The sequence below is a fragment of the Rhizobium terricola genome (genome assembly GCF_012927355.1).
GTDB lineage: Bacteria > Pseudomonadota > Alphaproteobacteria > Rhizobiales > Rhizobiaceae > Allorhizobium > Allorhizobium terricola.
Map to the genome: position 1 here is coordinate 594,243 of NZ_JABBGK010000002.1, position 22,472 is coordinate 616,714.

General features: G+C 62.8%; 21 protein-coding genes, 1 tRNA gene and 1 riboswitch. Of the genes, 9 read left to right on the forward strand and 13 right to left on the reverse strand.

Features of this window, described 5'->3' with window-relative positions:
- The first annotated feature begins 99 nt into the window (after nucleotides 1-99).
- The 3 genes from HHL25_RS12630 to HHL25_RS12640 all read left to right on the forward strand — a co-directional run bounded on the left by HHL25_RS12630 (nucleotide 100) and on the right by HHL25_RS12640 (nucleotide 1,941).
- Nucleotides 100-759: a S24 family peptidase gene (locus tag HHL25_RS12630; RefSeq protein ID WP_169591038.1), complete on the forward strand. Its 660-nt coding sequence runs from the start codon at nucleotides 100-102 to the stop codon at nucleotides 757-759.
- Between the two features lie 15 nt (nucleotides 760-774).
- Complete coding sequence (locus HHL25_RS12635) at nucleotides 775-1,455, forward strand: thermonuclease family protein (protein ID WP_169591042.1); 681 nt, start codon at nucleotides 775-777, stop codon at nucleotides 1,453-1,455.
- 72 nt (nucleotides 1,456-1,527) lie between these two features.
- Entirely contained in the window at nucleotides 1,528-1,941 is a 414-nt protein-coding gene (locus HHL25_RS12640) for a tellurite resistance TerB family protein (protein ID WP_169591046.1), read from the forward strand.
- 43 nt (nucleotides 1,942-1,984) lie between these two features.
- On the opposite strand, the gene HHL25_RS12645 is transcribed toward HHL25_RS12640, so the two are convergent.
- Complete coding sequence (locus HHL25_RS12645; RefSeq protein WP_169591050.1) at nucleotides 1,985-2,860, reverse strand: transporter substrate-binding domain-containing protein; 876 nt, start codon at nucleotides 2,858-2,860, stop codon at nucleotides 1,985-1,987.
- Between the two features lie 142 nt (nucleotides 2,861-3,002).
- On the opposite strand from HHL25_RS12645, the gene HHL25_RS12650 reads away from it, so the two are divergent.
- Nucleotides 3,003-4,934 (forward strand): glycosyltransferase family 2 protein, encoded by a 1,932-nt coding sequence (locus HHL25_RS12650; RefSeq protein ID WP_169591054.1) that lies wholly within the window; start codon nucleotides 3,003-3,005, stop codon nucleotides 4,932-4,934.
- A 64-nt stretch (nucleotides 4,935-4,998) separates the two neighbouring features.
- Entirely contained in the window at nucleotides 4,999-6,237 is a 1,239-nt protein-coding gene (locus HHL25_RS12655) for an MFS transporter (protein WP_205927821.1), read from the forward strand.
- 26 nt (nucleotides 6,238-6,263) lie between these two features.
- On the opposite strand, the gene HHL25_RS12660 is transcribed toward HHL25_RS12655, so the two are convergent.
- Nucleotides 6,264-6,337 (reverse strand) — tRNA-Gly (locus HHL25_RS12660).
- Between the two features lie 135 nt (nucleotides 6,338-6,472).
- Here HHL25_RS12660 and HHL25_RS12665 point away from each other — a divergent pair.
- Nucleotides 6,473-7,279, forward strand: a complete 807-nt coding sequence (locus tag HHL25_RS12665) for an ion transporter (RefSeq protein WP_169591057.1) — start codon at nucleotides 6,473-6,475, stop codon at nucleotides 7,277-7,279.
- Here the strand turns inward: HHL25_RS12665 and HHL25_RS12670 are convergent.
- Nucleotides 7,256-8,353 (reverse strand): 2'-deoxycytidine 5'-triphosphate deaminase, encoded by a 1,098-nt coding sequence (locus tag HHL25_RS12670; RefSeq protein WP_169591062.1) that lies wholly within the window; start codon nucleotides 8,351-8,353, stop codon nucleotides 7,256-7,258. The genes HHL25_RS12665 and HHL25_RS12670 overlap by 24 nt on opposite strands.
- Nucleotides 8,354-8,427: 74 nt before the next feature.
- A riboswitch (SAM riboswitch) is annotated at nucleotides 8,428-8,506 on the forward strand.
- Nucleotides 8,507-8,554: 48 nt separating this feature from the next.
- Here HHL25_RS12670 and HHL25_RS12675 point away from each other — a divergent pair.
- Both HHL25_RS12675 and apaG read left to right on the forward strand, forming a co-directional pair.
- A complete protein-coding gene (locus HHL25_RS12675) occupies nucleotides 8,555-9,739 on the forward strand; it encodes an O-succinylhomoserine sulfhydrylase (protein WP_169591065.1) in 1,185 nt (394 codons plus the stop codon).
- Nucleotides 9,740-9,942: 203 nt separating this feature from the next.
- Nucleotides 9,943-10,335 (forward strand): Co2+/Mg2+ efflux protein ApaG, encoded by a 393-nt coding sequence (gene apaG, locus HHL25_RS12680; RefSeq protein ID WP_169591069.1) that lies wholly within the window; start codon nucleotides 9,943-9,945, stop codon nucleotides 10,333-10,335.
- 49 nt (nucleotides 10,336-10,384) lie between these two features.
- Here the strand turns inward: apaG and HHL25_RS12685 are convergent, their stop codons facing one another.
- The 3 genes from HHL25_RS12685 to HHL25_RS12695 form a co-directional block, all read right to left on the reverse strand.
- Entirely contained in the window at nucleotides 10,385-11,374 is a 990-nt protein-coding gene (locus HHL25_RS12685) for an Hsp33 family molecular chaperone (RefSeq protein ID WP_169591072.1), read from the reverse strand.
- A 152-nt stretch (nucleotides 11,375-11,526) separates the two neighbouring features.
- Complete coding sequence (argF, locus tag HHL25_RS12690) at nucleotides 11,527-12,444, reverse strand: ornithine carbamoyltransferase (RefSeq protein ID WP_169591075.1); 918 nt, start codon at nucleotides 12,442-12,444, stop codon at nucleotides 11,527-11,529.
- Between the two features lie 7 nt (nucleotides 12,445-12,451).
- The gene (locus HHL25_RS12695) at nucleotides 12,452-13,663 is read right to left on the reverse strand and encodes an aspartate aminotransferase family protein (RefSeq protein ID WP_169591080.1); all 1,212 of its coding nucleotides are present in this window, start codon (nucleotides 13,661-13,663) and stop codon (nucleotides 12,452-12,454) included.
- Between the two features lie 430 nt (nucleotides 13,664-14,093).
- Here HHL25_RS12695 and HHL25_RS12700 point away from each other — a divergent pair, with 430 nt between their 5' ends.
- Complete coding sequence (locus tag HHL25_RS12700; protein WP_169591085.1) at nucleotides 14,094-14,636, forward strand: GcrA family cell cycle regulator; 543 nt, start codon at nucleotides 14,094-14,096, stop codon at nucleotides 14,634-14,636.
- A gap of 82 nt (nucleotides 14,637-14,718) precedes the next feature.
- On the opposite strand, the gene phoB is transcribed toward HHL25_RS12700, so the two are convergent.
- The 7 genes from phoB to phoR all read right to left on the reverse strand — a co-directional run bounded on the left by phoB (nucleotide 14,719) and on the right by phoR (nucleotide 22,401).
- Nucleotides 14,719-15,402 (reverse strand): phosphate regulon transcriptional regulator PhoB, encoded by a 684-nt coding sequence (gene phoB / locus HHL25_RS12705; RefSeq protein ID WP_112827844.1) that lies wholly within the window; start codon nucleotides 15,400-15,402, stop codon nucleotides 14,719-14,721.
- A 30-nt stretch (nucleotides 15,403-15,432) separates the two neighbouring features.
- Complete coding sequence (gene phoU, locus HHL25_RS12710) at nucleotides 15,433-16,146, reverse strand: phosphate signaling complex protein PhoU (RefSeq protein ID WP_169591089.1); 714 nt, start codon at nucleotides 16,144-16,146, stop codon at nucleotides 15,433-15,435.
- A 46-nt stretch (nucleotides 16,147-16,192) separates the two neighbouring features.
- Nucleotides 16,193-17,008, reverse strand: coding sequence for a phosphate ABC transporter ATP-binding protein PstB (gene pstB / locus HHL25_RS12715; protein ID WP_169591092.1), 816 nt, complete (start codon nucleotides 17,006-17,008; stop codon nucleotides 16,193-16,195).
- A gap of 12 nt (nucleotides 17,009-17,020) precedes the next feature.
- Nucleotides 17,021-18,346 carry a phosphate ABC transporter permease PstA gene (gene pstA, locus HHL25_RS12720; RefSeq protein WP_169591096.1) on the reverse strand — a complete coding sequence of 442 codons (1,326 nt, stop codon included), beginning with the start codon at nucleotides 18,344-18,346 and terminating at the stop codon, nucleotides 17,021-17,023.
- Entirely contained in the window at nucleotides 18,343-19,830 is a 1,488-nt protein-coding gene (gene pstC, locus HHL25_RS12725; protein WP_169591101.1) for a phosphate ABC transporter permease subunit PstC, read from the reverse strand. The genes pstA and pstC overlap by 4 nt, the downstream gene beginning before the upstream one ends.
- Nucleotides 19,831-19,956: 126 nt before the next feature.
- Nucleotides 19,957-20,982 carry a PstS family phosphate ABC transporter substrate-binding protein gene (locus HHL25_RS12730; RefSeq protein ID WP_169591104.1) on the reverse strand — a complete coding sequence of 342 codons (1,026 nt, stop codon included), beginning with the start codon at nucleotides 20,980-20,982 and terminating at the stop codon, nucleotides 19,957-19,959.
- Nucleotides 20,983-21,177: 195 nt separating this feature from the next.
- Nucleotides 21,178-22,401: a phosphate regulon sensor histidine kinase PhoR gene (gene phoR / locus HHL25_RS12735; RefSeq protein ID WP_246701825.1), complete on the reverse strand. Its 1,224-nt coding sequence runs from the start codon at nucleotides 22,399-22,401 to the stop codon at nucleotides 21,178-21,180.
- Between the last annotated feature and the right edge of the window lie 71 nt (nucleotides 22,402-22,472).

Genomic DNA, 22,472 nt, shown 5'->3' on the forward strand with positions numbered 1-22,472 from the left:
TTCATCTTTACTCAGACCATCCCCTTCGCTAAAGTTCCGGCATCTTGCCGGAACATGCGGAGCCAAACCGCGATCGCCGGCGCTGGAGCCTGAGCGACAATGCTTTCGCACGACAAGATCTGGGCCGCCATCGACAGGCTCGCCGAGCGTCACCAGTTGACGCCCTCGGGCTTGGCGCGGCGAGCAGGCCTCGACCCGACCTCCTTCAACAAGTCGAAACGAACGGGGCCGGACGGCCGGATGCGCTGGCCCTCGACGGAATCCATCTCCAAGGTACTGGATGCCACCGGAACCGGTATCGACCAGTTCATGAGCTTCATCGAGCCCAATGCCGTCTCGGCGGCGAGCGACTCGTTTCCCCCGCAGTCGAGTTCCATTCCACTCCTCGGCTTCGCCCAGGCGGGTGCCGGCGGTTTCTTCGACGATGGCGGCTTTCCGGCGGGACAGGGCTGGGATGTGGTCGAATTCCCCGCGTCTCCCGCCCGCAAATCGGGCGTCTACGCGCTCGAGGTGCAGGGCGACAGCATGAAGCCGCTCTACCGGGACGGCGACGTGCTGATCGTCGAGCCGGGCGCACAGGTCCGGCGCGGCGACCGCGTGGTCGTCAAGACCCGCGACGGCGAGGTGATGGCCAAGGTGCTGGCGCGCCAGTCGGCCAAGTCGATCGAACTCATCTCCCTCAATCCCGAACACCCCAACCGCACCCTCGAAATGACCGAAGTCGAGTGGATCGCAAGGATCATCTGGGCCAGCCAATAGTAGGAAAATCGACCTATGGGCGGCGCCCGTACCTTGTTGAGCGGCCTGACCGGCATCGCGATCTGGAGCATCCTGGTGGCTTGGGGCGGGAAGAGTGCCGGCGATGTCGGCATCGACGATCCGGCAACGGAAACAGCGGCAGCCGTACCGGGGGCGGCGCCATCCGCCACGGCGGCACCGACGATCGAAAATCGCAATGTCCGTAAGGTTCACCCCGAACTCTTCGCTGCGCCCTTTGCAGAAATGTCGGTGGGGCTCGAACGGATCGAGGCACGGCCGCCGCTCACCCCGCCGAAAGAAAAACCGGAGCCCGAAAAGGTCGTGCTTCTGCCGCGACCGCTCAGCATCGAGGCCGGCTTCATCGGCTTCGGGGCACGATCCCTGAAGCTTGCCGATATCGTTCCGACTGACCGCATGCGGACCTGCCGCTCGTCTTCGGGCGAGGACTGGCCCTGCGGAATGCTGGCCCGAACGCAGCAACGGCAACTCCTGCGCGGGCGGGCGATCACCTGCGAAACAGACCTGGCCACGTGGGAAGGCACGATCACGGCGCGCTGCAAGATCGGCGGGATCGACATTTCCGAATGGCTGGCGGCAGCCGGATGGGCGGAAGCGCCCGAAGGGTCTCCCCTCGCGGAGCTGACAGCCAAGGCCCGGGCCGAGGGCAAGGGTCTTTTCGGCGACAACCGTCACTGAGACGTCTCGCCCGCTTGAAAGGCTGGCCGCCAATGCCTACTCTGCGAAAAAACAATGAGGAATGCCCGAAAGATGACCGCACCCGTAACACCGCATGACGCGCTGATCTTCGTCATGGTGATGGCTTCTGCCGTCGACAATTCGATGAACGACAGGGAACTGCGCCGCATCGGCCAGTTGATCGACATCCTGCCGATCTTCGAAGGGTTCGACAAGGACAGGCTGATCGACGTTTCCCAGCGTTGCGCCGACATCCTGTCCGGGCCCGAGGGGCTCGATATCGCGCTTGAGGTCATCCGCGATACGGTACCGAAGCGCTCCTACGACACGGCCTATGCCCTGGCGGTCGAAATCATGGCCGTCGACATGGCCGTGAAGCCGGAAGAGATCCGCCTTCTGCAGTTGCTGCGGGACCGGCTCGGCCTCGACAAGCTCACTTGCGCGGCGATCGAGCACAGTGCGGTTGCCCGTTACCGGCCGATCTGATCTCTCTTGACGATGACGGCCGAAAACGAGCCGTCATTGTTGATCAATAGAGACCGTAGGGGAAGTATCGAAGGTAGATCTCCTGCAGGCGCCCGTTGCGCGACAGGGCCGCAAGGGCGCTGTCGAACGCGGCGACCAGCGTGGTGTCGTCATGCCGCGCCATGATCGTCAGGCCCTCGCCAAGAAAGCGTTCGGAAACATAGGCGTCGCCGAGCAGCGAACAGCAGGCGGCCGACGCCTCGCCCGACACCCAGAAGGACAGTTGCAGGGAATCGGCGAAGACCGCCTCGATCGTCTTTGCCTTCAGCGCCTCGAGCATCTTGTTCCGATCCTCGAAGCCTGCCGTCTCTATCGCCGGGAAATAGGCCTTCAGCATGGCCTCATGCGCCGTGCCACTGACGACGCCGACACGGCGGCCGTCCAATCCCTGCACATTGTCCCCCTTGATTTCAGCCTGCCTGCTCCGCGCGAAACGGGCTGGAAGCATCATGAAGGGGCGGCTGAAGGCGAAACGGCGGCGCAGGTCCTCGCTGACGGCGATGCCCGCCAGGACCGCATCCCCCTGGTCCGCCTCGAGCGCCTTTTCCAGATCGGCAAACGGCAGCGCCTGGATCTGGCACTTCGCCTCGATGCCGAGTTCGGCACAGATCGCGCGGGCAAGATCGATGTGGAAGCCGGACAATCGCCCGGTCTGGTCGGTGAAGTTGAAGGGCGGAAAATCGGTCGTCGTCAGGAAGCGCAACCGCAGAAGCCCCGAAAGATCCGGGCGCGACAGGCGCTCGCGTGCATCGAAAAGGACGGGCAGGTCACCGGCCAGCGAGGGGCGTTCACCCGAAAAACACGCAAGAAAAGCGCAAGCCGTCACAACTAAGGCGCGCAACCCCCTGAAATGCAGGGATGAAACCAAGATGCGTATCATTATGATCCTGTTCCGGGGACAGTGGGGCGTCATCATCCGATGACGATGTATCAGAACCATGCAGGTCGGGGAATACGGGGACGGCCCTGACAGGGCCTCCAGAACAAGAATTGCCGCACCAGCCATCGACGACACCAGCGCCATGAAGGCGGGTCGCGCGGCGATCCCTCGTTCACTGCGCGACGAGGCTCTGGTGTTGAAGTCGCTAGGCCTTGCCAAGCCACTGATCGCCCGGATGGGCGCGCGCGCCCTTCTGAACGGCACATCGATCGAACAAGAACTCCTTGCCGACGGCAGCATCGAGGAGGCGGCTTACTACGAAGCGCTTGCGCGCCGTGTCGGACTGACGTTTCTGAAAGCCATCCCCGAGGAACAAGTGTTCGACTACCGCCATCTCGACGCGCAACTGACCCGCCCCACCTCGATCCGGGTTCATGCGCCCGGCCAGCCGCAGATTACCGTCATCGCACCGGAGGCAGGCCATATCGGCCAACTGATCGAACGGCTTGAACGTATGCCGGGCCTGCGCCGCTCCCTCGCGATCGCCCCGCTGTCGCTGATCCGCGATGCCGTCTGGAAGGTTGGAGCGGAGCGTCGCGTCCGGGCAACGGTCGGCGCTCTCTTCGAAGACCAGCCGCAACATTCGGCCCGGCTGGTCGTCACCGGCCGCCAGGGTTTCTGGGGCGGCATCCTGCTCAGCGCCGGCGTGGCCCTGTTGCTGGGCTCGCCTTTCGTCAGCGCGGTCGCGCTTCACCTCGCACTGTCCCTTCTCTACTGCGCCTCGCTCACCATCCGGCTCGGCGCACTCCTGCACGGAAACCGGAAAAGGCGGCGTCGGCGGCGGCGCCTGCCGGTGCCGATGGCGACGGAGGCTGAGCTTCCGGTCTACACCGTCATGGTGGCGCTTTATCGAGAAGCCGGCATCGTTCGCCAACTCGTCGATGCGCTGCAGAGACTGGACTGGCCACGAACGAGACTGGATATCATGCTGGTCTGTGAAGCCGACGACAGCGAAACGCTGGATGCGCTGCGGGCTCTCAAGCTCGGCCGCCAGTTCAGCATCGTCGAGGTGCCGCCGATGCAACCGCGCACCAAGCCGAAAGCACTGAGCTATGCGCTGAACGGCGCGCGCGGCGACTATGTGGTCATCTACGACGCGGAGGACCGCCCGGATCCGGGCCAGTTGCGCGAGGCCTGCGAACGGTTCCGCAGGGTCCGTCCGGACGTCGCCTGCCTGCAGGCACCGCTGGTGATCACCAACGCCCGGGAGAGCTGGATCAGCGGGCTCTTCTCTCTCGAATATGCCGCGCTTTTCCGCCGGCTCCTGCCGATCCTCGCGCGCTATCGCCTGCCGCTGCCCCTCGGCGGCACCTCGAACCATTTCCGCATCGGCGCGCTCCGCCATGTCGGCGCCTGGGATCCCTACAACGTCACCGAGGACGCCGATCTCGGCATCCGGCTGCATCGCTGCGGCTATCGATCGGCGACGATCGACAAGCCGACCTTCGAAGACGCACCCGTGACAGCATCGGTCTGGATCGGCCAGCGCACCCGCTGGTACAAGGGCTGGCTGCAGACCTGGCTGGTGGTGATGCGCCGGCCCCGCCGCGCCGTCGCCGACATGGGACTTGGGTCATTCGTCACGTTCCAGCTTTTGGTCGGCGGCATGCTGATTTCGGCGCTCGCCCATCCGCTGATCGTCGTCTTCCTGACGTCATCCGCCTTCGCCATGCTCAATCCGCCGAGCGCCGCCATGGATCCTCTGGCCCGCTTGCTGTTCGCCATAGATCTCTTCAACGTCTTCGGGACCTATGCCGTCGTCATCGCACTCGGCGCGAATGCCTTGACCTCGGCCGAAAAGAAGGCGCTGGGGCGGCGATGGCTGGCGGTGCCGCTGTATTGGATGATGACATCGTTTTCCGCCTGGCGCGCCGTGGTCGAGCTGAGGGCGAGGCCATTCTTCTGGGAAAAGACGCCACACACGCCGCGGGCGGAACTGACGGCAGCGCAGCACAGCTCGACCTCCGGCACCCGGCCGGACCACGGCACAGCCCCGCCAGGGATCCCGACTTGACCATCCCCGGCACTGCGCGCAGATATGCGCGTATCTGACGCGTACCATCGAGAGGTGAACCGCCTTGGCGGAGACAAGTGACGCGCGCCGGGCGGCAAGCTGGAAACGGCTTCCCGGGGCGATCTGGGCCATCGGCTTCGTTTCCCTGTTCATGGACATCTCCTCGGAAATGATCCACGCCATCCTGCCGCTTTACCTGGTGACGGTGCTCGGCACATCGACACTGACCGTCGGGATCATCGAAGGTATTGCGGAAGCGACGGCTGCGATCACCAAGGTCTTTTCCGGAGCGCTCAGCGACTGGATCGGCAAACGAAAATTCCTCGCGGCGCTCGGCTACGGGCTTGCGGCGCTGACAAAGCCGATCTTTCCGCTGGCACCGAGCGCGGGCTGGCTGATTGCCGCCCGTTTCGTCGACCGCATCGGCAAAGGCATTCGTGGCGCCCCGCGCGACGCGCTGATCGCGGATATCACCGATCCGGAGCTGCGGGGGGCGAGTTTCGGCCTTCGCCAGTCGCTCGACACGCTCGGCGCATTGCTCGGTCCACTCTTTGCTATCCTCTTCCTCTGGGCCTTCAGCAACGACTTCACGATCGTGTTCTGGATCGCGGTCATCCCGGCCTTCATCTCCGCCGGCCTGATAATCGTCGCAGTCCGGGAGCCGAAACGGGATCGCCCCGAGCGCAAGGTTCGCATGCCGCTCAGCCGTGGCGAACTCCGGCGCCTCGGCGGCAACTACTGGTGGGTCGTCGCCGTCGCGTCAGCGTTCACGCTAGCCCGCTTCAGCGAGGCCTTCCTGGTCCTCAAAGGTCAGGATATCGGCCTTTCCATCGCTCTTGTTCCCGCGGTGATGGTGGTCATGAACATTGCCTACTTCCTGTCCGCCTATCCGGTCGGTGCACTCTCCGATCGCGTGGATCGCACCACGCTCCTGGCGATCGGCATCGGCCTGCTGGTCGTCGCCGATGTCGTTCTTGCGTTTTCTTCCGGTTTGATCGGCCTCGCCGCGGGCGCGGCGATCTGGGGATTGCACATGGGTTTCACCCAGGGGCTTCTGTCGACGCTGGTGGCCGACACGGCGCCGGCCGAACTGCGCGGAACGGCCTTCGGCATGTTCAACCTCGTCACCGGCGTGGCACTGCTCGCAGCGAGCGTGACCGCCGGATTGCTCTGGGACGTGATCGGTCCATCCGGCACATTCCTCGGCGGCGCCGCCTTCGCATTGATCACACTGGCCGGGTTGATCGCCCTCGAAAGGCGGATGCGCAGCAACGGCGGAAGCCTGTCCTCAGAGCGGCAGTGAAGGTTCACGGCGGTCCAGAGAATGGCTGGAGCGGGTGAAGGGAATCGAACCCTCGTATTCAGCTTGGGAAGCTGCTGCTCTACCATTGAGCTACACCCGCTTGCGGCCCGCACAGTTCCAACAGTTGGCGCCCGCTGTCAAGGGTGAAGGAGAGGCTTGCGGAAGGAAGATTTTAACCGGAGGCACGCACAATCGCCGAATATTTATCGCCCTTATTGTTCCGGTACTTTTCATCATGGATGCTCTGCGTCGCCTCATTTCCTCCGAGCGCTTCGATTCCTTCGTTACCCTCCTCGTGCTCGCCAATGCCGTCACCCTAGGGCTGGAAACCTCCCCAGTCATTGTGGCCAGGTTCGGTATGGCCCTGCATGTGGTCGACCAGTTGCTGCTTGCCGTCTTCGTGTTCGAAGTGCTCGCCAAGCTCGTCGTTTATCGGCGCGAATTCTTTCATGAACCCTGGCGAGTCTTCGACCTCGTGGTGATCGCCATTTCCATCGTGCCGGCCACCGAGTCGATCTCCATCCTGCGTGCACTCCGGGTGCTGCGGATCTTCCGCCTCATCTCCTCGGTCCCGTCGATGCGGCGCGTGGTCGGCGGGCTGTTTTCCGCCCTGCCCGGCATGGGATCGATCTTCCTGCTGCTGAGCCTCGTTTTCTATGTCTCGTCCGTCGCCGCGACAAAACTCTTCGCTGCCGACTTTCCCGAGCTGTTCGGGACGATCGCCGCCTCAGCCTTCACGCTGTTCCAGGTGATGACGCTCGAGGGATGGACGGGCGAAGTTGTGCGACCGATCATGGCGCTTCATCCGCTCGCCTGGGTTTTCTTCATCCCCTTCATCATTGCCACGTCGTTCACCGTGCTCAATCTCTTCATCGGCATCATCGTGTCGTCGATGCAGGCCGATCACGAGATCCCGACCCAGGTGTCCCAGGACCTGATCGTCGACGAGCAGAAGAAGATCCTCGCGGAACTCGGAGAGCTTCGCCGGGAGCTTTCAGCGTTGCGGCGCGAGCGGGGTTCAGCCGAGCCGGAAATGCTTTGAGAGCTTGAGGCCCTGGGCCTGATAATTCGAGCCGACACCGCTGCCGTAAAGCCCCTGGGGCCGTTCCTGCATGTGCTCGTAGACCAGGCGACCGATCACCTGCCCATGCTCGAGGATGAAGGGAACCTCGTGGCTGCGCACTTCGAGCACGGCCCGGCTTCCCGTGCCGCCGGCGGCGGCATGGCCGAAGCCGGGATCGAAGAAGCCCGCATAGTGCACGCGGAACTCGCCGACCAGCGGATCGTAGGGCGTCATCTCGGCCGCAAAGAGCGGCGGCACATGCACCGCCTCGTTGGAGACGAGAATGTAGAACTCGTCGGGATCGAGGATCAGGTCGTTGCGGCCGCGGCTGTAGAGCGGTTCCCAGAAGTCGAGAACGTCATGGGCGGCCTTCTTGTCGACGTCGATGACGGAGGTGTGGTGCTTGCCGCGATAACCGATCAGGCCGTCGGGCCCGGAGCCCTTCAGATCGATCGAAAGGGCGATGCCGCCGCCCGATACGTTCGGCGCTTCGCTCGCCACCAGCGTCTCGGACGCATGAAGATCCAGCAGCTCCTGATCGCCGAGCAGTGCCTGGCCGATGCGGAAACGGATCTGCGACAGCCTGGAACCGCGCCGGACAATCACCGGGAAGGTGCGGGGGGAAATCTCCAGGTACAGCGGCCCCTTGTATCCGGCGGGGATCTTGTCGAACTCCTGGGCGTTGTCGACCATCACACGGGTGAAAATGTCGAGGCGTCCGGTCGAGCTCTTCGGATTGGCGGAAGCGGACATCCCTGCGGGCAGGTCGAGCGCCTCCATCAGCGGCACGATATAGACGCATCCGGTTTCCAGGACGGCCCCGTGCTCGAGGTCGATTTCGTGCAGGGTCAGGCGCTCCAGCTTCTCGGCCACCGTATGCGCCCGCCCCGGCATAAAGCTGGCGCGCACACGCAGCGCTTTCGCCCCCAGCCTGAGGTCGAGACTGGCCGGCTGGATCTGGTCTTGATCGAGCATCCTCTCGCTCGTCAGCCGCCCTTCGCCAAAAAGCGTGCCGATGGCTCGGTCCGAGAGAATGCCGGTGGTCCTGATCATGTCGTTTCTTCCTATTTGGGTTCGACAAAACCAAAGTGGAGGAATTGACGCAAGCCTGTGATGGGCGTATGGCAAGCTTATCCCGTGGTGATTTGGCCGGTCGGCTTGCAGCCACGTTAAACAAATGGCTAAAGAGACCGGGTGCTTGAAACCGGTCCGATTTCGCGACCGGTTTTTTTGTGTTCGAAAGGCTTGAGTGGCATGAGCAAGAACTGGCGCCCGGCAACCCAACTGGTCCATGGCGGAACCCTGCGCTCGCCCTACGGCGAGACGTCCGAGGCGATCTACCTGACCCAAGGCTTCGTCTACGAAAGCTCTGAAGCGGCAGAGGCGCGCTTCAAGGGCGAGACCGACGGCTACATCTATGCCCGCTACGGAAGCCCGACCAACGACATGTTCGAAAAGCGCATGTGCCTGCTGGAAGGCGCCGAGGATGCCCGCGCAATGGCGTCCGGCATGGCTGCCGTCGCCGCCGCCGTGCTCTGCCAGGTCAAGGCCGGCGACCATATCGTCGCCGCCCGCGCGCTGTTCGGCTCGTGCCGCTACGTCGTCGAGACGCTGGCGCCGCGCTATGGCGTCGACTTCACGCTGGTCGACGGACGCGACCTGAAGAACTGGGAAGCGGCGATCCGCCCGAACACCAAGGTGATGTTCCTCGAGAGCCCGACCAATCCGACGCTCGAAGTCGTCGACGTGGCCGGCGTCGCCAAGCTTGCCAACCAGGTCGGCGCCAAGCTGATCGTCGACAATGTCTTCGCGACCCCGCTGTTCCAGAAGCCGCTCGAACTCGGCGCCCATGTCGTCGTCTATTCGGCGACGAAGCACATCGACGGCCAGGGCCGCTGCCTCGGCGGCATCGTGCTCTCGTCGAAGGAATGGATCGACGAGAACCTGCACGACTACTTCCGCCACACAGGCCCGGCAATGTCGCCGTTCAACGCATGGACGCTGCTCAAGGGCATAGAGACCCTTCCGCTGCGCGTCAGGCAGCAGACGGCAAGTGCCGCGGCCATCGCCGACTTCCTCGCAGAGCAGCCGCAGATCGCCAAGGTGATCTATCCCGGCCGCGCCGACCACCCGCAGGCCGACATCATCGCCAAGCAGATGACCGGCGGCTCGACGCTCGTGTGCTTCGAGATGAAGGGCGGCAAGGAAGCGGCCTTCAAGCTGCAGAACGCGCTCGAAGTCATCAAGATTTCCAACAATCTCGGTGACGCCAAGAGCCTGATCACGCACCCGGCCACAACCACGCACAAGAACCTGACCGACGAGGCACGGGCCGAGCTCGGCATGTCCGGCGGCACGGTTCGCCTGTCCTGCGGCATCGAGGATACGCAGGACCTGATCGAGGATTTTGCCCGCGCCCTGAAGTCGGTAAACGCTTGAACGGCTGATCTTCGACGAGCACAAACCCAAAAAAGTCCGGGCCGCAAACGCCGCGCCCGGACCGCGTTCTTAACGTCAATCATTAGCTTTAACGACAAAAACGCAAGGCCGTGGACGGATCGACCGTCTTACGGCCTTGTTTTTTCCGCATTGCGTTACATGCTGTATGCTATGCCTAGCAGAGCTTTAAGAAGGTCCAATGGATGTATCGTGCCCTGACACGCGATATCGAAGTCAGTGTCGAACCCTATTATCTGGAGGAGCAATCCGACCCGGAAGACAGCCGTTATGTCTGGGGCTACCGTATCGTGATCGCCAACCACTCTTCCAAGCCCGTACGCCTGACGCACCGCTACTGGCACATTACCGACCAGAATGGCCAGGTGGACGAGGTGAATGGACCGGGCGTCATCGGCGAACAGCCGCGCCTCCGCCCAGGCGATACCTACGAATATTCATCGGGCTGCCCGCTCGACACGCCCTCGGGCATGATGTTCGGCCATTACCAGATGGAAACCGACGACGGCGACGTCTTCGATGTGGAAATCCCGGCCTTTTCGCTCGATGCGCCGGGCATGCTGCGCGTCCTGAACTGACGGAAGAGGCAGGACACACAGTCCCCGCCCCTTCATTGTCGTGCGCCACTCAGGCGTTCAGCACTTCCTGCGCTTCATAACGGTAGCTCGACGAGCAGAACTCGCAGGTGACCGTGATCACACCGTCGGTCTCGCTGGCGGCGATCTCCTCTTCCGAGAAATTCCCCAGCACGCCCTTGATCTTGTCGCGCGAGCAGCTGCAGCGATCGTAAACGGCATTCGGTTCGTAGACCCGCGCACCGCGTTCATGGAACAGCCTGAAGAGAAGACGTTCCGCGCCGATCTGCGGATCGGTCAGTTCATCCGCATCGATCGTCTCGACCAGCATGCGCGCTTCCGCCCATGCGTCGTCTTCCGAAAGCGCGGAGCTGCCCTCATCGCCGTCACCGCCGTGAAGATCCGGCTGGCGCATGCGCTCCGGCGCCTCCGGCAGGAACTGGGCAATCAGGCCGCCTGCCCTCCAGCTGCGGCGCGGGCGCCCTTCGGCGTCACGGTCGAAGAATTCGGCCACGCCGAGGCGTACCCGCGTCGGGATCTGCTCCGATTGGCGGAAATAGACGCCGGCGATGTCCTCGAGCGAAGCGCCATCGAGCGGAACGATGCCCTGATAGGGCTGCATGAAGTTGCCCTGATCGATGGTGAGTGCGAGCACGCCGTTGCCAAGCAGTTCTTCCGGAGAGGTCCGACCAGCAGCAATCGCTTCGGCAAGGCGCTCTTCGTCGAAACGGGCATAAGCGCGCACGTTTTCGGGCGTGGTGAAGTCAGCGACCAGCAGGTCGACAGGACCGTCGCTCTTGGTCTGCACCGTAAACTTGCCCTGGAACTTGAGCGACGTGCCGATCAGCACCGTGAGCACGATCGCTTCGGCAAGCAGCCGAGCGACCGGGGTCGGATAATCGTGGCGCGAGAGGATGGTATTCAGCAGGGGACCGATCTGCACGGCGCGACCGCGCACGTCGAGCCCTTCCACCTGGAAGGGTACGACCCGGTCATCACCGGCGAAACCGAATTCGCCAAGCTCGGCAGGCCTGTTCGTCATGATTTTACTCCTGGCGCCGCAGCGCTCAAACAACGTGAGGCCCACAGGGGCCTCTTTCTCATCCGCACAGATGGGAAGCGGACCGAAAAAGGTCAAGCGCGGCGAGACGTGCGCTCAGCCGCGTGATCCGCCCATGCTCGATGGGTCTGCGCTCAGATTGCGCCCAGGCACCAGGCCAGGATCGACTTCTGCGCATGCAGGCGATTTTCAGCCTCGTCGAACACCACCGACTGCGGACCGTCGATGACATCGTCGGTCACTTCCTCGCCGCGATGGGCCGGCAGGCAATGCATGAACAGGGCGTCGCTGCCGGCGTGCTTCATCAGGGCCTGGTTGACCTGGAAGGGCTGGAAGATGTTGTGTCCGCGCGCCTTGTGTTCCTGGTTCATCGAGACCCAAGTATCGGTCACCACCGCGTCGGCCCCTTCGACGGCTCGTTCCGCATCATGGCACAGCATGATGTTGCCGCCGTTGTCACGCGCCCAGTTGAGGATCTTGTCGTCGGGCTCGGACCCCATGGGCACGGCCATGTTCATCCGATAGCCGAACCGTGCCGAGCCTTCGACGAGCGAATGCAGAACGTTGTTGCCGTCACCGGTCCAAGCGATCGTCTTACCCTTGACCGGGCCACGATGCTCCTCGAAGGTCATGATGTCAGCCATGATCTGGCACGGATGGGTAAGGTCCGTCAGAGCGTTGATCACCGGTACGGTTGCATGTTCGGCCATTTCAAGAAGGCGCGTGTGGTCCGTCGTGCGGATCATGATCGCATCGACGTAGCGCGACAGCACCTTGGCCGTATCGCCGATCGTCTCGGCGCGGCCCAGCTGCATTTCCGTACCCGACAGGAAGAGGGTCTCGCCGCCCAACTGGCGCATGCCGACATCGAACGACACACGGGTGCGCGTCGACGGCTTTTCGAAGATCATGGCGAGCATCTTGCCGGCCAGCGGCTTGTCGGCAGAGCCGGCCTTGGTCGCCTGCTTGCGGGTCTTTGCATCCTCCAGGATCAGGCGCAGATCGGGCGCCGTCATGGCCGAGAGGTCGAGAAAATGCTTCGCGGATGCCATTTCTTGCTTACCTGCCTTCGTTCTGAGCTGTTACAGCGAGCTTCTCGTGGAGATGCTCAGCCGCCTTTTCGATGCGCGCCAGACCTTCGCGCGCCTCTTCTGCCGTCGTGACCAGCGGCGGAAGCAACCGGATGACGTTGTCGCCGGCCGGGACGCCGAGCAAGTGCTCGTCGCGCATGGCCATGAGCAGTTCGCTGTTCGGGATCTTCGCCTTGATGCCGATCATCAGGCCTTCGCCGCGGATTTCCTCGATGATATCCGGGAAGCGATCCTTCAGCGAAGCGAGCCCCTGGCGGAAGACTAGCGCGACGTCGCGAACATGGTCCAGGAAACCATCGGCCAGCACGACATCGAGCACGGCATTGCCGACCGCCATGGCAAGCGGATTGCCGCCATAGGTCGAGCCGTGCGTACCGGCCTTCATGCCGGAGGCCGCCTCTTCCGTGGCAAGGCAGGCGCCGAGCGGGAAACCGCCGCCGATACCCTTGGCGACCGCCATGATGTCCGGCGTGACGCCGGCCCATTCGTGGGCGAAGAACTTGCCGGTCCGGCCGACGCCGCACTGGACCTCATCGAAGATCAGCAGCAGGCCGTTGTCGTCGCAAATCTTGCGCAGAGCGCGGAGGAATTCGTTCGATGCGGCGCGGAGACCACCCTCACCCTGCACAGGCTCGATCAGGATCGCTGCCGTCGCGTCGGTGATCGCGGCCCGAACCGCATCAAGATCACCAAAGGGAACCTGGTCGAAGCCCGGGGCCTTGGGTCCGAAACCTTCGAGGTATTTTTCCTGACCGCCGGCGGCAATCGTCGCGATCGTGCGGCCGTGGAAGGCGCCTTCGAAGGTTATGATGTGGAAGCGCTCGGGATGCCCCTTGGAGAAATGATAGCGCCGGGCCGTCTTGATCGCACATTCCAGCGCCTCGGCACCCGAATTGGTGAAGAAGACGCGGTCGGCGAAGGTCGCCTCGGTCAGGCGGCGACCAAGCGTCTCCTGGCCTGGCACGTCGTAGAGGTTGGACAGGTGCCAGACCTTGCCTGCCTGTGCCGTCAATGCCTCGATCAGATGCGGATGCGCATGGCCCAGAGAATTCACCGCGACGCCGGCGGCAAAATCCAGATAGCGCTCGCCATTCTCGGTGAAGAGCCAGACACCCTCGCCTCGCTCGAACCGCAAGGGCGCGCGCATATAGGTCTGGTAGAGTGGCGAGGCTTCAGCCATGGCGGAAACACTCCTTCTGGAGAGCGTGACGGAACGGGGCGACTTCGACTTTCCAAACAGGGTCCGAAAAATCAAAAATGCCGCCTTGCGGCGGCGGGTCGCACTATCATCATTTCAGCCTTGCCTGTCAACGAAACAGCGCAGTGCAGCGGAATTTTCGGGTCCCCGGGCGTCGCAACGACGGGACTTGAGGAGCCCGGTCGAGATCGACACGGGAGGGTAGCAAGTTGGGGAAAACTTTAAAATCGATTCCCGATGATTCGCCCGACTCTTGTCAGCGAGTCAGCCCGGCACTAGGTTAATAATCAATAAATTGATTGCATGCGGCGGAAATAGTCACCGACAGTATCGAGGCAGGTTTGTTTCGGATTCATCCGAAGCAACGGTGAGCGATTCTGCCATCACACAGCGCGAGCGGCGGAGATATAGCATGAACTGGACTGATGAGCGAGTTGAAAAACTCAAGCGCCTTTGGTCGGAAGGCTTGAGCGCAAGCCAGATCGCAGCACAACTGGGCGGCGTGAGCCGAAACGCCGTGATCGGCAAGGTGCATCGCCTCAACCTGCCGGGCCGCGCGAAGGCCGGCGGCAGCACGACCACCGTTCGCGCGGCAAAGCGTCCGGCGGGAGCGCAGCGCACCCCGAACTACACCGCCCGCAACACCACGACGACCCGCACGGTCACCCGTGCCGCCGGCGCGAACCTGCTCAAGGAAGAGATCGAGATCGACGGCCTGGAGGAGATCCAAATCTCGCGCTCCACCAACGTCGTGCTGCCGATTTCCCGCAAGCTCGCCCTGACCGAACTCACCGAACGCACCTGCAAGTGGCCGATCGGCGATCCGATGAAGGACGACTTCCACTTCTGCGGCTGCGAGTCCGCCGACACGTCGCCCTACTGCAACTACCACGCCAAGCTCGCATACCAGCCGGTGGGTGAGCGTCGCCGGGCGGCCGCAGCGGCAGCCCGCTGAAGGCGCCCGACACACGGCAGGACCAACGGAAAACGGGCCTTACGGCCCGTTTTTTATTCTGTTGTCATGATGTTGACGGAAGCTAGGCTTCCATCGAATAGCCCGCGCCGCGCACGGTGCGGATGACATCCTGCATGTTGGAGAAGTTCAGCGCCTTGCGCAGACGACCGACATGCACGTCGACGGTCCGTTCGTCGACATAGATGTCATGGCCCCAGACGCCATCAAGCAGCTGCGAGCGCGAGAAGACGCGGCCCGGGGACGCCATCAGGAACTCGAGCAGGCGGAACTCGGTCGGACCGAGGCGCACTTCGCGGCTCTTGCGGTGTACGCGATGGGTCTCGCGGTCCAGCTCGATGTCTCCACAGCGCAGGACACTCGAGAGCACCTCCGGACGTGCCCGACGCAGCATCGCCTTCACGCGCGCCATCAGTTCCGGCGTGGAGAACGGCTTGACGACATAGTCGTCGGCGCCGGTCGCAAGGCCGCGAACGCGCTCGCTTTCCTCACCACGCGCCGTCAGCATGATGATCGGCAGGCGCTCGGTCTCCGGGCGCATCCGCAGCCGGCGGCAAAGCTCTATGCCGGAGACGCCCGGCAACATCCAGTCGAGGATCAGGAGATCCGGAACGCGTTCCTGCAGGCGCAGTTCGGCCTCGTCGCCCCGCAGGATCGTCTCGACCTCGTAGCCTTCCGCTTCAAGATTGTAGCGCAGAAGCACGCTCAGCGCTTCCTCGTCCTCGACGACAGCTATTTTCGGCAGCATCGGTTTCGATAACCTTTCGAATGCGATCGACTATTCGGTGACGGCGCCGACGGAGGCGGTCAGATCTTCCTTCGGTCGCTCACCTTCCGGCTGGGCACCCGTCGTCATGTAGTAGATCGTCTCCGCGATGTTGGTCGCGTGGTCGCCGATGCGCTCGATGTTCTTGGCGCAGAAGAGAAGATGGGTGCAGCTGGTGATGTTGCGCGGATCTTCCATCATGTAGGTCAAGAGCTCGCGGAAAAGCGAGGTGTACATGGCGTCGATTTCCTCGTCGCGATCACGGATCGACTTGGCCTTTTCGGCCGAGCGCGAGGTGTACACGTCGAGCACTTCCTTGAGCTGGACCAGAGCGAGCTCGCTCAGGTGCTCGATGCCGCGGGCGAGCTTGCGGGGAACGCCGGTCGCCTGCACGGCCATGACGCGCTTGGCATTGCTCTTGCCAAGGTCGCCGACGCGCTCCAGGTCGTTGGCGATGCGCAGCGCACCGATGATTTCGCGAAGGTCGGCCGCGACGGGCTGGCGGCGGGCGATGGTGATGATGGCCTTGTCGCCGATCTCACGCTCGGCGGCATCCATGAGCACGTCGTCGGAGATGACCTTCTGGGCAAGTGCGCCGTCGGAATTCACCAGCGCGCGCACGCTGTCGCCGACCATCTGCTCGGCGAGGCCGCCCATCTCGGAGATGCGGCGCATCAGGTATTTCAGTTCCTCGTCATAGGCCGAGTAGATATGCGATGAAGACATGTTCGATTATCCCTGAATTGAAAGAGCGATTACAGCGCAGTGAGCATCAGCCGAAGCGGCCCATGATGTAGTCCTGCGTACGCTGATCGTCCGGATTGGTGAACATCTTGTCGGTGTCGTTCTCTTCGACGAGCAGGCCGAGATGGAACATCGCGGTGCGCTGGGAAACACGCGCCGCCTGCTGCATCGAGTGGGTCACGATGACAATGGTGAAGTTCGAACGAAGCTCGTGGATCAGTTCCTCGACCTTGGCGGTCGCGATCGGGTCAAGCGCCGAGCACGGTTCGTCCATGAGAATGACTTCCGGGCTGACGGCGACGGCGCGGGCAATGCACAGGCGCTGCTGCTGACCGCCGGAGAGGCCGGTGCCGGATTCCTGCAGACGGTCCTTCACCTCATTCCACAGACCGGCCTTCTGGAGGCTCGTCTCGACCACCTGGTCGAGTTCGGCCTTGGTGCGGGCAAGACCGTGAATGCGCGGACCGTAGGCGATGTTCTCGTAGATCGACTTCGGGAACGGGTTCGGCTTCTGGAAGACCATGCCGACACGGGCGCGCAGTTCAACGACATCGATCGACGGATCGTAGATGTCCATCTCGTCCAGCGTGATCTTGCCGGTGACGCGGCAACCGTCGATCGTGTCGTTCATGCGGTTCAGCGTCCGCAGGAAAGTCGACTTGCCGCAACCGGACGGTCCGATCAGGGCGGTCACGGTATGCTCCTGAACGTTCAGGTTCACATCGAAAAGGGCGCGCTTCTCGCCGTAGTAAACGGAGACGTCCTTGCCGATCATCTTGTACTTGGATTCGGTCATTTTCTGATCCAGCGCCTTTTCAACTGCTGCTTCCGACATCATGTTCATGTCTAACTCCCTCTACCAGCGCCGTTCGAAGCGTCGCCGCAACAGAATTGCACCCACGTTCATCACCAGAAGGAACAGGAGCAGAATGATGATCGCTCCGGAGGTTCGCTCGACGAAAGCTCGCTCGGCCTCGTTCGCCCACTGGTAGATCTGGACAGGCAGGGCGGTCGACGGATCGAGCGGCGTGCCCGGATAGTCGGCGACGAAAGCCACCATGCCAATGAGCAGCAGCGGAGCGGTCTCGCCGAGGGCGTGTGCCAGGCCGATGATCGTGCCCGTCAGAATACCCGGCATGGCGAGCGGCAGGACGTGATGGAAAACCGTCTGCATCTTCGAGGCGCCGAGGCCAAGCGCTGCGGCCCGGATCGACGGCGGCACGGCCTTGAGGGCTGCGCGCGTCGCGATGATGATGGTCGGCAGCGTCATCAGGGTCAAAACCAGGCCACCGACGACCGAGGCCGAGCGCGGCAGGCCGGCGAAGTTGATGAACACCGCGAGGCCGAGCAGACCGAATACGATCGACGGAACGGCGGCAAGATTGTTGATGTTCACTTCGATCAGGTCGGTGAAGCGGTTCTTCGGGGCGAACTCCTCGAGATAGATCGAGGCCGCGACACCGATCGGCAGAGACAGGACCAGTACGATCAGCATCATGTAGGCCGAGCCGATCAACGCCACGCCGACGCCGGCGGCTTCCGGACGGCTGGAGGCGCCGTTGACGAAGAGGCCGGTGTTGAAGTGCTTGGACAACGCGCCACTTTCGGCCAGCGTGTTCATCCAGCCGATCTGGCGGTCGGAGACCTTGCGGTTGCCTTCGTCGACCGAAAGATCGATCTGCCCCTTGAAGGCGGAGTCGATGTTCGCGTTGGCGAGCAGCGCCACCGGTACCGTCCTGCCGATCAGCGACGGATCGGCGATGACCATGTCGCGCAGCTGGACGCGGACACTATCGGACAGCATCTCGGTCACCGGCTTGGCGATCGTCTTGTCGGCGGGATCAAGGCCGAGGGCCGTCGCAAGAGCGCTGCGCGCGATCACGGGATAGTTCGCCATGACCAGCGTGTTCGGATTGGTGGCGCGAACGCCCTTCGGATCGATAACCTTCTCGCTGAACTCGATCGGCAACGTGATCTTCGTTTGCAGGAAGGCGGTGTAGCCCCTGGACGTGACGGATGCGACGAGGATGAACAGGAAGATCAGGCCGAAGGCGATGGCGGCCATGCCGTAGGCACGGAAGCGGCGTTCGGCGCGGTAGCGGCGCTTGATACCGATATCGCGGCGCACGGGCGCGGCGGCGGCGGTGTTGAGGCCCGGCACGGGGGTAACGACCTGGCTCATTCGTACTGCTCCCGGTATTTGCGCACGATGTAGAGCGCATAGATGTTGAGGCAAAGCGTGATGGCGAAGAGCGTGATGCCAAGGGCGAAGGCAACCAGCGTCTGCGGCGAGGTGAATTCAAGGTCACCCGTCAGCTGATTGACGATCTTGACCGTCACGGTGGTCATCGGCTCGAAAGGATTGATCTGCATGCGGGCAGCAACACCGGCAGCAAGCACGACGATCATGGTTTCGCCGATGGCGCGCGAGGCGGTCATCAGCAGGGCGCCGACGATGCCCGGCAGCGCGGCGGGCAGGATGACCCGCTTGACCGTCTCGGAGCGCGTGGCACCAAGGCCCAGCGAGCCGTCGCGAAGGGCACGCGGCACGGCCGTGATGATGTCGTCCGACAGCGAGGAGACGTAGGGGATCAGCATGATGCCCATGACGAAGCCTGCGGTCAGAACGCTCTGGGCCTGGATGAAGTTGACGTAGTTGCCGGTCGCAAGACCGTTCAGCTGGGCCGAGATGTCGCGCAGGAAGGGACCGACAGTGGTCATGGCGAAGAAGCCGTAGACGATCGTCGGGATGCCGGCGAGAACCTCGAGCAGGGGCTTGGAGATCGACCGGAAACGCGGCGAGGCATATTCGGCCATGTAGATCGCCGAGAAGAGGCCGACGGGTACGGCGACCAACATCGCCACGAAGCCGATGTAGAGCGTTCCAAGAAGGAGCGGGATCAGGCCGAACTGGCCGGACGAGTCCGTGGAGCCGGCCGCCGCGAAGCGCGGATCCCAGACGGTACCGAAGAAGAACTCCCAAGCGGGAACCATCTGGAAGAAGTGGGTCGCTTCGGAAAGCATGGAGAGCACGATGCCGACCGTGGTCAGAATGGCGATCGAGGATGCGAGAACCAGGCCGACCAGCATGACCTGCTCGACGCGGTTGCGCGCCCGGAAGCGAGGCGCGACTGCTCGAAGACCAAGGAATGCGCCGACCAGGGAAACAGCGATCACGGCACCCGTCATCACGAGCTTGTTGACGTCACTGTCGGCGATCAGCGTCTGGGCGGCGGTCAGCATGTAGGGCTGCGGATCGTCAGCAAGCGGCACGCCCTTGTCGGCAAGCAGCGCGCGAATATCGGCCGCCGGCATGGTGGCGACCTTTTCGCGTTCCGATGCATCGAGCAGGCGGAAACCGCGGGCAATCGCATTGATCATGCCGTAGTTCAGATTGACGGTCGCCTCGGGGAGAGCCTTCACCTCGTCAGGGAAGGTGGCGCGCACCCGATTTTCAATGAGACCCGGCGTAGCGGCGGACCAGAGGCCCAGCAGGATCACGGCCGGAAGCACCGCGGCGATCGCGGCAAACGAACCATGGTAGCCATACCGCGAATGAAGGCTGGACGGCTTTCCGGCAGCCAGGCTGCTGGCTCTCGATGTCCCGAGAAGATAGGCGACGACGCCTATGGCAATCACGATCAACAGCAAAAACGATGTACTCATTCGCACTTCCCCCGGCGCGACTGCCTCAGGCAGCCAGTCCAAAATCACCCCGGCGCGGTTCGATCAGGGATCGAACGTCGCGAAAAGAGACTGGCGCGGCATCCCTGCCGCGCCAGTCCTGATCAATTACTTGCCTTCGGCAAACTGGGTGCGGGCAGCTTCGCGCTCTGCATCCGGAGCCGGAACCAGGCCGTAGGCTGCGAGCGGGCCTTCCGGGCCGACCATCTGGTCGTCGAGGAAGAACTCTACATATTCCTTGAGGCCCGGGATAACGCCCAGGTGAGCCTTCTTCACGTAGAAGAACAGCGGACGCGAAACCGGATATTCGCCGGAGGCAACGGTCTCGACGCTCGGCGTGATGCCGTTGATGGTGGCAACCTTCAGCTTGTCAGCGTTGTTTTCGTAGAAGGACAGGCCGAACACGCCGATGGCGGTCTTGTTGGCGTCGATGCGAGCGAGCGTCTCGGTGTAGTCGCCGTCGATGTCGACAGCCTTGCCGTCCTTGCGAACCGCGGTGCACTTCTTCGGAGCGGTCTTTTCGTCGACGAGGGTCTTGATGACGTCGGCAGCCTTGGTGTCCTTGCAGCCGTGGGTCATGATCTTCTCTTCGAAGACTTCGCGGGTGCCGTGCTTTTCGCCCGGGATGAAGGCGGCGATTTCGACGTCCGGCAGTTCCTTGTTGATTTCGGACCACTTGGTGTAGGGGTTCGGAACCAGCTTGCCGTCGACGACGAGTTCAGCAGCCAGGGCCTGGTAGAGATCGGCCGGGGTCAGGGCGAGGTCCTTGTTGGAAGCGTCGACAGCGAAGACGATACCGTCATAGCCGAACTTGACTTCCTGGATTTCGGTCACGCCGGCAGCCTTGCAGGCCTCGACTTCGGAATCCTTGATCTTGCGCGAGGCGTTGGCGATGTCGATGGTTTCCGGGCCGACGCCCTTGCAGAATTCCTTCAGGCCGGCAGACGAACCGCCCGACTCGACGACCGGGGTCTTGAAGTTGGTGAAGGTCTCGCCGAAGGTTTCGGCAACGATCTTGGCGTAAGGCAGAACCGTGGAGGAACCAGCGATCTGGACCTGGTCGCGGGCAGCAGCCGCGCCAGCGAAGGCGACGGAGGCAACGAGAGCTGCAGCCGAAAGTTTCAGAATGTTCATTTAAATTCTCCCGTCGATGGGCTTGTGGGTCGGTGCGACCAAAACGGCATTGCCTGCCGCCGAAGATCAGCACGACGTTCATAGCGACCGTTCCCTCAAGCTTTTATGTCAGTTTGACGAAACATTTGTGACAGGTCATGTGACTGTATTTTAAAGACAATTCTCGACGGCGACGAAAACCGGCCGTCCTTTATGTCAAAAACGCACCGTAAAGTCGGTTCCCTCGCCGATTTCGGACTTCACGATGAGCCTTGCGCGATGGCGAGTGAGGATGTGCTTGACGATCGCCAGCCCCAATCCGGTGCCTTTCTTCGAGCGGCTGTCGGTGACGCTGACGCGGTAGAAACGCTCGGTCAGGCGTGGCACGTGCTCGGCAGGAATACCTGGACCGTGGTCCACCACGGAGACTTCGACGGGCCCACCTTCGGGTTTCCGGACGTAGACATCGACGAACTCGCCTTCCTGCCCATACTTGCAGGCGTTCTCGATCAGGTTCTCGAAAACCTGGACCAGTTCGTCCCGGTCGCCGATGACCTCGACCTTGTCCTCCGGGACATGAAGGCGGATTTCAACCGCCAGGTCGGCGGCGAGCGGCGCCAGGCTGTCTCGCACATGGCCGATGACAGGAACGAGATCGACCAGTTGATCAGGCGCGATATGCGCCTTGAGTTCGAGGCGGGAGAGCGACAGCAGGTCGTCGACGAGCCGGCTCATGCGGTTGGCCTGATCGAGCATGATGCCGAGAAACCGCTCCTGCGCCTTCGGATCGCTGCGCGCCGGCCCCTGCATGGTCTCGATGAAGCCGCGAAGGGATGCCAGCGGCGTGCGCAGCTCGTGGCTGGCATTGGCGACGAAATCGCTGCGCATGCGGTCGATACGGCGCAGTTCCGAAATGTCCTTGAAGGAGAGCAGGAAGAAATCGTCCTGCCGCCCTCCCAGCCGGACAGGGGCGATCCGCACGATATAGACCCGTTCGGACGGCAAGCGTTCTGAATGCTCGATCTGGTTCTGCACACCCGTGGCCATGGTTTCGCGGACCATGTCGAGAATGCTCGGCGAGCGGAACCGTGCGGAAATGTGCAACCCGTCCGGCGAAGGGCCGAAGGCCTTTTCTGCCGCCGCGTTCTGTCCGCACAGCGCCGCGTCCCTGCCGACAACGAAGACGGGGAGTTCAAGCGCGTCGAGGACGGCTGCTACAATATGTTCCACAGCAACCGGCTCGTCCTGGGATTGCGGCGCGGTCGCCGACACCGCAGGCGTCTCATGATCCGAATGGCCGTTGCGCATGAGAATAGCGACAATACTCAAGCCGAACAGGATCGCCGCGAAAAGAGGGTCGGCGCCCGAAAGGTAAGCCGACACGGAAACAAGACCCGCGGCGACCAGGAAGATCCAACCCGACAGCATGCGTCGGGACATGGGGCGCCGGACAGGGTTGGTTTCGCTCAAGACACGCCGCCTCTCGGTTTCGTCGCTATTCATCAAACTTC